At 44.9% G+C, this 10199-nt stretch carries 8 protein-coding genes; 4 read left to right on the forward strand and 4 right to left on the reverse strand.

The annotated features are described in order from the left end of the window. Window positions 1–192 precede the first annotated feature (192 nt). The 4 genes from INQ51_RS18765 to INQ51_RS18780 all read left to right on the forward strand — a co-directional run bounded on the left by INQ51_RS18765 (window position 193) and on the right by INQ51_RS18780 (window position 4942). Window positions 193–1437 carry a DUF5009 domain-containing protein gene (locus INQ51_RS18765; protein ID WP_233379485.1) on the forward strand — a complete coding sequence of 415 codons (1245 nt, stop codon included), beginning with the start codon at window positions 193–195 and terminating at the stop codon, window positions 1435–1437. A gap of 57 nt (window positions 1438–1494) precedes the next feature. Continuing rightward, entirely contained in the window at window positions 1495–3072 is a 1578-nt protein-coding gene (locus tag INQ51_RS18770; RefSeq protein WP_233379486.1) for a family 10 glycosylhydrolase, read from the forward strand. A 218-nt stretch (window positions 3073–3290) separates the two neighbouring features. Beyond that, complete coding sequence (locus INQ51_RS18775; RefSeq protein WP_233379487.1) at window positions 3291–3863, forward strand: Crp/Fnr family transcriptional regulator; 573 nt, start codon at window positions 3291–3293, stop codon at window positions 3861–3863. Window positions 3864–3943: 80 nt separating this feature from the next. Further along, window positions 3944–4942: an SDR family NAD(P)-dependent oxidoreductase gene (locus tag INQ51_RS18780; RefSeq protein WP_233379488.1), complete on the forward strand. Its 999-nt coding sequence runs from the start codon at window positions 3944–3946 to the stop codon at window positions 4940–4942. Between the two features lie 193 nt (window positions 4943–5135). On the opposite strand, the gene INQ51_RS18785 is transcribed toward INQ51_RS18780, so the two are convergent. The 4 genes from INQ51_RS18785 to INQ51_RS18800 all read right to left on the reverse strand — a co-directional run bounded on the left by INQ51_RS18785 (window position 5136) and on the right by INQ51_RS18800 (window position 10034). Beyond that, window positions 5136–5639, reverse strand: coding sequence for a hypothetical protein (locus INQ51_RS18785; RefSeq protein ID WP_233379489.1), 504 nt, complete (start codon window positions 5637–5639; stop codon window positions 5136–5138). Window position 5640: 1 nt separating this feature from the next. Continuing rightward, window positions 5641–6447: a hypothetical protein gene (locus INQ51_RS18790; protein ID WP_233379490.1), complete on the reverse strand. Its 807-nt coding sequence runs from the start codon at window positions 6445–6447 to the stop codon at window positions 5641–5643. 26 nt (window positions 6448–6473) lie between these two features. Next, complete coding sequence (locus INQ51_RS18795) at window positions 6474–7136, reverse strand: hypothetical protein (RefSeq protein ID WP_233379491.1); 663 nt, start codon at window positions 7134–7136, stop codon at window positions 6474–6476. A gap of 516 nt (window positions 7137–7652) precedes the next feature. Further along, complete coding sequence (locus INQ51_RS18800; RefSeq protein WP_233379492.1) at window positions 7653–10034, reverse strand: S9 family peptidase; 2382 nt, start codon at window positions 10032–10034, stop codon at window positions 7653–7655. Window positions 10035–10199: the final 165 nt, after the last annotated feature.

The raw sequence follows: 10199 nt of genomic DNA on the forward strand, positions 1-10199 counted from the left end.
TGTTGTAACAATGCCACAAGATACAATTTTGCAGTAGCGAAGGAATGATATTGTGCATTGTAATATCGTTTAAGCTGGTTAAATTTGGTATCGGTGAACTGTTGAAAGCGAAACAAAAGCCTTGGGGGTTTTCCCGTAAAAAATACAACGCACTGAAAACTGAAATTAAGAACTATTCCTTAACTTCTGCTTATGACAACAAATCAATCCAGTACTGCCGGTATCGACTTTACACAACGCAACGTGGGCATCGACCTTTTCAGGGCCCTTACCATGTTTGTAATGATCTTTGTAAACGATTTCTGGAAAATTCACGATGTGCCGAAATGGCTGGAACATGCCAAATGGGGAGAGGACTTTATGGGGCTCGCCGATGTGGTTTTTCCCTGTTTCCTGTTTGTAGTGGGCATGTCTATTCCTTTTGCCATCGAACGCAGGTACATGAAGCGATTTTCGGTTGAATCTACCATCGGGCACATTCTTTCGCGTACCCTGGCGCTGCTGATTATGGGGGCTTTTATTACCAACTCAGAGGCCCGGTTGTCGCCCAATGTAGCCTATCCGATCGGTGTTTACTTTATTCTGATGGTGGTGGCTTTTGTACTGATCTGGAACCAATATCCCCGCACAAACAACCGGAAAATGAAAATCCTGATTCTGGTTCTAAAACTAATTGGGCTGGGCATATTGCTTTACCTGGCCATTACTTACCGAAGTCCGAAGGAAAAAGTGTTTGGTGCCCATTGGGGCATATTGGGAGCCATCGGCTGGACCTACCTGGTGTGCTCTTTTATTTACCTGCTTTGCCGCAAAAACATAAAATACCTGGCACTTGCCTGGGGCGTATTTGTGCTGATTTGTATGCTCGGGACAAAAATGAACGAGCATTGGGGCGCAAGCGCTATCCTGTCGTTCCCGCGGCCTAATTTTTACAACGATTTCTTAGCCATCCTTCACATTGGCAACGGGGCGCTTCCTGCTTTTACCATGGGCGGCGTTCTTCTTTCGTTGCTGGCGACTAAATATGTCGGTTGGCGGCCCGAAAAGAAAGTGTTATACAGTTTTATAGTGGCTGCGGTGCTGTTGGCTGTCGGTATTGTTTCTCGTCAGTTCTGGATTCTGGCAAAACTGGGGGCAACTCCAACATGGGTGTTTTATGTGTCGGCCATTTCGGTACTTACCTATGCCTTGTTAAACTGGATGGCCGAAAAAGGAAAGGCCGGGTGGTTGGATGTCATTAAACCCGCCGGAACCGCCACGCTAACCTGTTACCTGGTGCCGTATGTCTCGTACGGTTTTGCCGATATTACCGGCATTGTATTGCCCGACTGGTTGACTCATGGTTTTATGGGGATTGTAAATTGTCTTTGTTTTGCATTTTTTATTATCGGGGTAACATATCTGCTCGGAAAAATAAATATTAAACTGAAAATATAAAGGAATGGTGGTAACTTGTTCCATCTTATACCTTTAACAACAAGCAATTTTAATACGATGAAAAAACTAAACTATCTGATTTTATTGTTCGCAGTGGTTGTTATGGCTGCCTGCTCGGGAGAAAAGGCGGAAAAAACAACCGATTACCCGCTGTTCTGGACTTGGCTCGATTACCGCGCCGGAATGAACTTCGATTCTGTTTGTAACATTATGAGTGAAACCGGTATCGATGGGGTAATGCTGAATGCACCTACTCCCGACGATTACCGTGAGGCTATTCCCATTGCGCAAAAGTACGGTATCGAGGTATATGCCTGGCTGTGGACCATGAACCTGGAACACGACCGCGAAACGGTTTTAAAAGAGCATCCCGAGTGGTTTAGTGTCAACCGGAAAGGGGAGAGCCTGGCCGATTCTATTGCCTATGTGGGCTACTACAAATTTATGTGTCCGGCCCTGCCCGAGGTGCGCGAATACATTCGTAAAAAAATTGTTGCCTACTGCGAGGTGGAAGGGCTGAATGGGATTGCCATTGATTATCACCGTTTTGTCGATGTGGTGCTGCCAACCTCGTTATGGGCAAAATACGGCATCGTTCAGGATGTTGAATACCCTGAGTTTGATTATGGATACCATCCTGAAATGATTCGTTTGTTTCAAGAGAAATTCGGTTACGATCCGCGGGAGCAGGAAGATCCGTCGGCCGACATAAAATGGCGCCAGTTCCGTTGCGACCAGATTACCGAAGTGGCCAATATGATTGCCGAAACCGTGCATTCCTACAACAAGGTAATGGCAGCTTCTCCGTTCCCAACTCCCGCTATGTCGCGCCGCATGGTTCGCCAGGACTGGGGAAAATGGAACCTCGATATAGTTTTCCCAATGGTGTACCGAAACTTTTATACGGGCGATGTAAGTTTTGTCTCGGATTGTACGAACGAAAATGTACGCGATAAAAACCCGAATACTACCCTGTATTGCGGCTTAATGGCTTCCGACGGGCCGGTGTTGTTCGATTGTATGGACGCTGCATTAAACAACGGTGCCCAGGGGATTGCCATTTTTACCGTACAAAGCCTGCGCACACCCGAGCTACGGCAACAATTTAAGGCTTATACCGACAGCGTAAGAGCATTGCGTGCTTCGCCGGATTATACACCTGCCACCACGCCGCGCGACAAAGTAATTACCGATCCTTTCCAGAAAGAGGGGATTATGAAGGCCGTTAAGCTGCATATTCAGGCCAATATTAGTATGGCCAACGCATCGGTTTTGCCCGAATTGCAGGACATCGATCCGCAAATGCTGAAAAGTATGATGCAGCGTACGGTCAGCAATACGCCCGAAGAGTTAATCGGGTACCTGAACGCTTCTACCCGCTGGCGTAAGGACCTGGCTCCGGCCATCGATGCCATTGTTCAGCAGTTTGAAACGGATACAAAAGAGGGAGGCATTAAGTTGGGTGACTTTAAAAAGGTAAACCAGCGCGGAGTAACAACTTACTACCAGGTAAGCGATGAAAACAGCCAGGTGGTGTTTGATGTGGCCTTTTACATGTACGGAGGTATTCTTTCGGGGTGGAGTGTAAAGCCAGAGGAAGAATCGTATAACAACTACATTAAGAGTTTGAAGTAATACAGAACGAAACGAAAATAAACAGATAATAAGGGCGCTGTATGAAGGGGGATCTATCTCGGATTACAGCGCCTGTTTTTATAATGGGCGGGGTCCGGGGATGTATGAACCGGAATGCTTGTAAAATTTCTGTTGGCAGAAAATGATGTTTGTTGCTTCCGGTCTCAGAATAGAAAATATCTTTGTTTTTCGAATTCGGAGTGAAAAAAGGCAGTACCATGGAAGTATTTATTAACTACCTGCAAAAACACATTTCGTTAAGCGAAAGCGAAATTGAGACGATTAAAGAAAATGTTTATTTAGAGCATGTGCCCGCAAAATCGTTTATTCTTCAGGCCGGAGAAACTTGCAAACGCCTTGGTTTTATTACAAGTGGTGTGATACGGATGTTCTTTTACGATACGGAAGGAAATGAAATTGTTCGATGTTTCCATAATGAAAACCATTTTTTCGGAGACCTCTCCAGTTATCAGAACAATACCATTTCAGATCAGTACATACAGGCTGTAACCGATTGTTCCATTGTTTTCTTTAACCGCGAAAACGACCATCATTTATACAAAACACTGGAGAAGTGGCCGCTTTTAATCCGGAAATTTACCGAGAAGGCTTTTGTTCAGAAAATTGATCGTAGCACCAACCTGATTCATGCCGATGCCAAAACAAAATACCTCCACTTTTTAAGCAAGCATGCCGATATTGCACAGCGCGTACCCCTTGGCGATATTGCGTCGTATCTGGGAATTGCTCAACAATCACTTAGCCGGATTCGGAAAAATATGACCCTTTAATTGCTTTTTAACAAATGTGAAAAATTACCCCCGTCTTTTATCAGACTTTTGCCCTTGTATTAATTCTAAAAGTAAAACAGATGAAAACAAGTAAAAAATGTTTGGTAACCGGGGCCAACGGCCATTTGGGAAATAACCTGGTAAAAGAACTTACAAAACAAGGTTACAAAGTTCGGGCAAGTGTGCGCAACCTTCAAAACACGGCACCTTTTGAAGGGGTGGATTGCGAAGTGGTTTACGCCGACATCACCGATAAAAAATCGCTGTTGGCTGCAATGAAGGATATCGATGTTCTGTTCCATGTGGCTGCGGCGTTTAAACACTGGGCGCCTGATGCCGAAAAGGAAATTCTTGAACCCAATATTCTGGGAACACAGAATGTAATTGAAGCAGCTGCCGAAATGAATATCGGAAAGATTATCCTGGTTAGTTCCATTGCTGCAATCGACCACAGTATTGCTCCGATGAACGAAAAAGAGTGGGCAAAAGACTTCCCGAATCCCTACTACGAAGCCAAGCAAAAAGCCGAACAACTGGCCTGGAAGATGGCCGAAGAGTTGAACCTTGAGCTGATTACGGTTCTACCTTCGTCGATGATCGGGCCTGATATTTACGGACGTTTAACTCCCAGCATGAACGTGATGCGCAGCATTGTTAAAGGCGATTTGCCTTTTGATCCCACTTTTAGCCTGAACTTCGTGGATGTAAAGGACGTGGCAAAGGGTATTGTGCTGGCCGAACAAAACGGAAAATCGGGGAACCGCTACATTCTTGCAACTGAACCCTCGGTATCAACCACCGATTTGCTGCAGATTGCCAAACAACTGTATCCGGAAGTGGGAGAGGCCCCTGTATTGCCAAAAGAACAACTGCTTGCCATTGCTGAGAAAATGGAGGCTGAAAGTAAAATTACAGGCGAAGCTCCTTTTTTGCTGGTAGGAAATGTTGAACATTATTACCAGGCTGATGCCCGAATGGATATTGGCAAAGCCCGGAATGAACTGGGGTATCAGCCCCGGGAAATTGAGGAGGTGATTGTGGAAACGTTTCATTACCTGAAAAACACCAACATTGAGTAGACAGAATAAATAATACCTGAAAGATGTTTGGGTCCCGGTTATGTGGTACACTTCCTTATTGACAAGGTGGTGTACCCGGCCCCCCCTCCCGTGCGATTGTATCGCGTGGCTTGCAAAAGATTTATGTGTTGTAACAATGCCATACGATGCAATCGTGCGGCAGCGAAGGGGTGTCGGTTCTAAATCTTCCTTCTTAAAAAATCATACCTTTTTTCCGGTTGCTATCTATTTCCTTTCGCTTCTCTTCCCAGTATTTTCTCCGCATGTCTTTTTTTACTGATTTAATAAACTCGGGAGTAATATTTAAATCGAAGTTTGAAATATTTACGGAATCAGCCACCGAAGCCTTGTGGGGAAACGCTTCAAAGTTGGCTGAATCCTTTTCCAAAACAGCATTAAAGTAGCTGGATAGTTTCTCTACCTGCTCCTTTTGCAACAATATTTCATCTTCACTGATTTGAATATTTATCGTTTCGGTGCCGCCGGAGATTCCTTCGAGGGTAAAAAGGTCTTTGTTTTGGCGGATAATCACATAATCGATGCTGTCGCCCAAGTAGTCGCTAAAAAGAAAATACTTCCTGATTTCAACTTTGTCGATGGTATCGCCTACCGCCGGGTGAAGTTCGTATACCTGGCTTTGAGCCGAAAGAGTCAGACTGCAAAGTGTCAAAATAATTAGGGGTAAAGTTCTATTCATTTTATTGTATTTGGACATGAATGTGGTCATCGTGTCGAACAGCTTTACATCCATGAAATCTAATTTTATTGTCAGTCAGGTTCATTCTTTGTTTTAAGTGTGGTTCTATAAAAATTTTATTTAATTGCTCTTGTTTTAAGAATGATCTAATTAGCACCCGATTACCATCTGCTGAAAATTCAAGGTTTTTGTTTATTTTGCCAAGTGTCAGATATTTGGCAAAATTATATTGAAAATATCCTTTTTCTTTGCAATTGTCTGGTTGATTTGACTCGTTACTTTTGGGGGCTTCGAAAACTCCGTATCCACTTATCGATTTGCTCTTGTTAATTATTTTGCCGGTGTTGTCTTGGTAAACCAAACTAAAATCAATCTTTTTTCCATCATTATGACTTAAGTGTGGGAATAAAGGAAAATCATTGAAAAACGGGAAGCAAGCGTCCAGATATCTGATTGCAATTTCGGGGTTTTGTTTTTCAAGTTCTTCAGCTGCATCTGCCAAAAATAAATTTACATCTTTAATCACATAATTTCTATTTAAAACATTGGTAAGGAAGCTCGCAGGTTTTATGTTTGGAGTCGTGATTATTTTTTCTCTTCCACCGAATGGGGCTAAAAATGGGATAACCAAAAACGTTGTCAAGGAATATAAAGCTAAAAACACTAACACCTTTTTAAACTTGAATTTTAAGTTTATCGTTTTTGATATCCACAGCGATAGTAAATATACAATTCCTCCAATCTGACTAATTACAGATAGAAATATAAAGATTAAAGTTATCCAGCTATATTTGATTAGGCTTTTCATGCAAAATTGATGTCAACGCGAGTTATTTATTTTTTCCGGTTTTTGATTTCTTTTATCTCAATTTCTCCGGAAGAGAGTATTGTCAAATGTTGTGTTTTATATTCTATTTCTATAGTGTCCTTATTTGTTTCAGCATCGTAACTTATTTCATGCCATTCGTAATTTTGCAACAACGTTGAATCATTTAAAAATTCAGACGATAAACAGCCACCTGACTCTCCATAAAAGTCTGCAACGGGAAATGAGTTTACTATATCTCCATGTTTGTCAAACAGTACCATAACAAGTGGTCGTTCTGCAATCCCAATGTATTGCAAAACCGTAATTGGATAAAAATCATGTATTTGTCTCTCGAAGGAAAACCAATAACCCTGATTAAATCCTCCAAATTCGTTTTGATAAGAACCGAAAACTTTATGGCAGTTTAGACTATCGATGGCAGTTAATCCGTATCCGTCCAGATTAACATATCTTTCTAAAAGAGAGCAGTCGTATTTTTTAAAATGTTGATGAGGAAAAAATTCTTCAATACTGTCAAATTTATTCTGAAGCGCTACAAAATAGTTAGGAGCTCCTTCTATTAAAACTGAATCGTCTAAATTATTTTCCTCCTTTAATGAATTTTTATGTGCAGCATTACAGCCAGTCAGAAAAAGAAGAATAATTGATATGTATTTCAACAGTTTCATTTAAAAGCCCAGATTTTCAGATAAAAAACCAGTGCGGGAGCAAAAGTCGGGAGCGATTTCATGAGCGGTGGTTTTGTTTTTCGTTTTTCCGAAGATAAAAAGAAAAAGCATGAGCGCTTTGCTTAACCATACAAAATCATGGTAATTCCTTTAAAAAGAGTGGTTCGGCTGTGCTGCTGCAGCTTTCGGACAGCGGGTGCAGGTTTCCGTACTTTGGGGAGAAGAGCTATCCGCATGGTTGGCAGGCAAATCCGTTAGGTATTTTCGATAAAAACCTTGGTTGGCAGCAAAACAACCCGGGTTGATAAAGCATCGGCCTGGAAACACAAAGCCGTCATTGCTTTCCTTGCTCCCGCGCGATTGCATCGCGTGGGGTGAGAGTAAGAATTACCCACGACGCAATCGTACGGCAGCGAAGGGATACAATCGTGCGACAGCGAAGGTTTGGGAGAATATTCTTTGCTAATGGCTTTGCGCCCTTTGCGTGAAAAACGGTGATGCCTGAAGTACGGTTACTTACTTCAGGTTTTCTTCAAACAGTTTAAAAATACGTTTGTATTCGTCGGTCCAGCTGCTGGGTTCGGTAAAGCCGTGTGCTTCGACGGGGTACACCGCCAGTTCCCAGTTTTCCTTGCCCAGTTCGATCAGCCGCTGGCTCAGGCGCACAATGTCCTGGAACTGCACATTGTCGTCGACCATGCCATGACACATCAGCAGGGCTCCTTTCAGGCCGTTGGCAAAGTAAATGGGCGAGCTTTGCACATAGGCCAGGCTGTCTTCGGCAGGCGTATTCAGGATGTTGGAAGTGTAGCCGTGGTTGTAATGTGCCCAGTCGGTTACCGCGCGCAAAGCGGCGCCGGCCGCAAAAACACCGGGTTGCTTAAACAGGGCCATCAGCGTTATAAACCCGCCGTACGATCCGCCGTAAATCCCGATGCGTTGCGGCGAAACATCGTATTTTTCGGCCAGCATCTTTGCGCCGTCCACGTGGTCCGAAAGATCCAGTCCGCCCATGTGCCGGTAAATTCCGGTCCGCCAGTCGCGGCCATAACCCGCACTTCCGCGGTAGTCGATGTCGAGCACCGTATAGCCGTTATCGGCCAGGAAATTGTGAAACTGGTATTCGCGGAAGTAAGAACTCCACCATTGATGGGCATTCTGAAGATAGCCTGCTCCGTGGACAAAGATCACCGCCGGGCCTTGCTTTTCGGGCGATGCGGGCCGGTACAAACGTGCGTATACCGTAGCACCGTCGGTAGCCGTAAACGTGACGTATTCGGGCATCCGCCACGGGTACGATTCGAAGGCGGGAGTGGTGGAATGTGTGAGTTGGGTGGCGCTGGCCCCCGCTTTGTTTTCCTGCACGTAAAGCTCCCACGGGCGGTTCCCGGTGGAGTGACGGATGGCCAGGTATTTCTCGTCGGGCGAAAGCGTAACTTCGTTGCCGCCTTCCATCGAGGTAATTTGCGTGGGTTCTCCTCCGCCAACCGGCATCCGGTAAAAATGGCTTACCCCGGGGTGCACCTTGTTGGCGGTGAAGTAGACATGTTTTTGGTCTTTTGAAAGAAAGGCATCCGACACTTCGAACTGGCCGCTGGTGAGCGTTGTTTTCTTTTTGGAATGAATGTCCACGGCGTACAAATGCGAATAACCCGATTCTTCGGAATGAAACCACAGCGATTTTCCGTCGGGCATCCAGCCCATATCGCCTGTAGAAAATCCCCAGCCACCAATTCCGGGGCCGTCAATCCATGCTTCGTCGCGTTGGCGGTCGAGCAGGTCGAGGTTCCCTGTTGCCGGGTCGAGCAGCAATATCCAGCGGTCTTTATTATCGGCCGAAAGCGCCACCACCACCGCCAGGTCTTCGCCGGGGTTCCAAAGTGGCCCGGTAATGCTAATGGGGCGGTTTTTTATTTCTGAGCTGTCTTTGGGCATCCTGCCGGGATAATCGCTCAGATAGTCGGGAAGGTCTTTTAACCCGGGAATTTGTGAAGTGTTGACCTTTACCGTTTGGTTGTTCCGGATGTCGAAAATACCCAGTTCGGAACTTCCCTGCGGGCTGCCCACTTTTACGCGTGCATTGTGCTCTTCGGCGTAGCCCGATTGAGTGACATGGTGGGTAACGGAAGTGGCTTTGCCCCCATTGGCGCTTTGGTACAGCGAATAAACCAGGTAATTCCCCGACGGGCTCAGCGCCAGACGGCTGACACGTTTTTTCCCGGTATAGATTTTTAGCGGTTCTTTGTTTTCTTCCGCTTTCTGCCGGTTTTCGTGGACTTTGTTTTTGGCTTCGCGTCCGTTCAACACCACAAACAGCGCTTTTTGCTGTTGTTCGAGCCATTGCTCCTGTTTGCTTTTTCCTGCTTCGGGACGTTCGTCGCCGTCCACAAAATTACTGAGCTGGCTGATCAGCCCTGACTCAATGTGGATGGTGTACAGGTTGTTGTCTTTGGTGAACGCAATTTCCTGATCGTTCCGGACAAAGTAGGGCGAAGAAACCCGCTCGAGCCAGTCGGTAAGTTGTTTTTCGGCCCCGGTCTTCAGGTCTTTCAACAGAATGTTCCCGTTACGCAGAAATACTTTTTGCGTCTTTGTGCTGTTGTAACTCTGCGAGCGGCCGGGCAAACTTCTTTTTTCTTCGGGCGAAACTTTCCCAATCTTTTTTCCTTTTAGCGGGTAGGCATACAACGATGCGAGTGTGTCTTTTTCAGGGTTCCAGTCGAAGTAGATCTTGTCGCTGCTGTCGCTCCATTCAACGCCCGACGGAGAAGTGCCGATCCACTGTGCGGGGTCTTGCATGATCTGTTCGATGGTGAGTGCGTTTTGGTTGTTTTTTTCGATTTGCGCAAAAGCACACAGCGTATGGATGCTTAGAAAAAGGATGAGCAGTTTTTTCATGTATCGCTTTTGTTGGTTTTATCTTATGTACTTTTTAATGCTTTATGACTCGTCCTAAAAAAAGTTTACAGGTTATAACTCCAAATTTATTTGTTTTCTGTAATAGTTCTTCCATCTTTTTTTGATGGTTATTCCTTTGATGAGATGTACTTGAGTTGGAGTAAG

The sequence above is a fragment of the Maribellus sp. CM-23 genome (assembly GCF_021354595.1).
Taxonomy (GTDB): domain Bacteria; phylum Bacteroidota; class Bacteroidia; order Bacteroidales; family Prolixibacteraceae; genus Draconibacterium.

Coding starts and splice junctions, on each gene's coding strand:
- INQ51_RS18765 (WP_233379485.1), top strand. CDS start 193: ATGACAACAAATCAATCCAGTACTGCCGGTATCGACTTTACACAACGC.
- INQ51_RS18770 (WP_233379486.1), top strand. CDS start 1,495: ATGAAAAAACTAAACTATCTGATTTTATTGTTCGCAGTGGTTGTTATG.
- INQ51_RS18775 (WP_233379487.1), top strand. CDS start 3,291: ATGGAAGTATTTATTAACTACCTGCAAAAACACATTTCGTTAAGCGAA.
- INQ51_RS18780 (WP_233379488.1), top strand. CDS start 3,944: ATGAAAACAAGTAAAAAATGTTTGGTAACCGGGGCCAACGGCCATTTG.
- INQ51_RS18785 (WP_233379489.1), bottom strand. CDS start 5,639: ATGAATAGAACTTTACCCCTAATTATTTTGACACTTTGCAGTCTGACT.
- INQ51_RS18790 (WP_233379490.1), bottom strand. CDS start 6,447: ATGAAAAGCCTAATCAAATATAGCTGGATAACTTTAATCTTTATATTT.
- INQ51_RS18795 (WP_233379491.1), bottom strand. CDS start 7,136: ATGAAACTGTTGAAATACATATCAATTATTCTTCTTTTTCTGACTGGC.
- INQ51_RS18800 (WP_233379492.1), bottom strand. CDS start 10,034: ATGAAAAAACTGCTCATCCTTTTTCTAAGCATCCATACGCTGTGTGCT.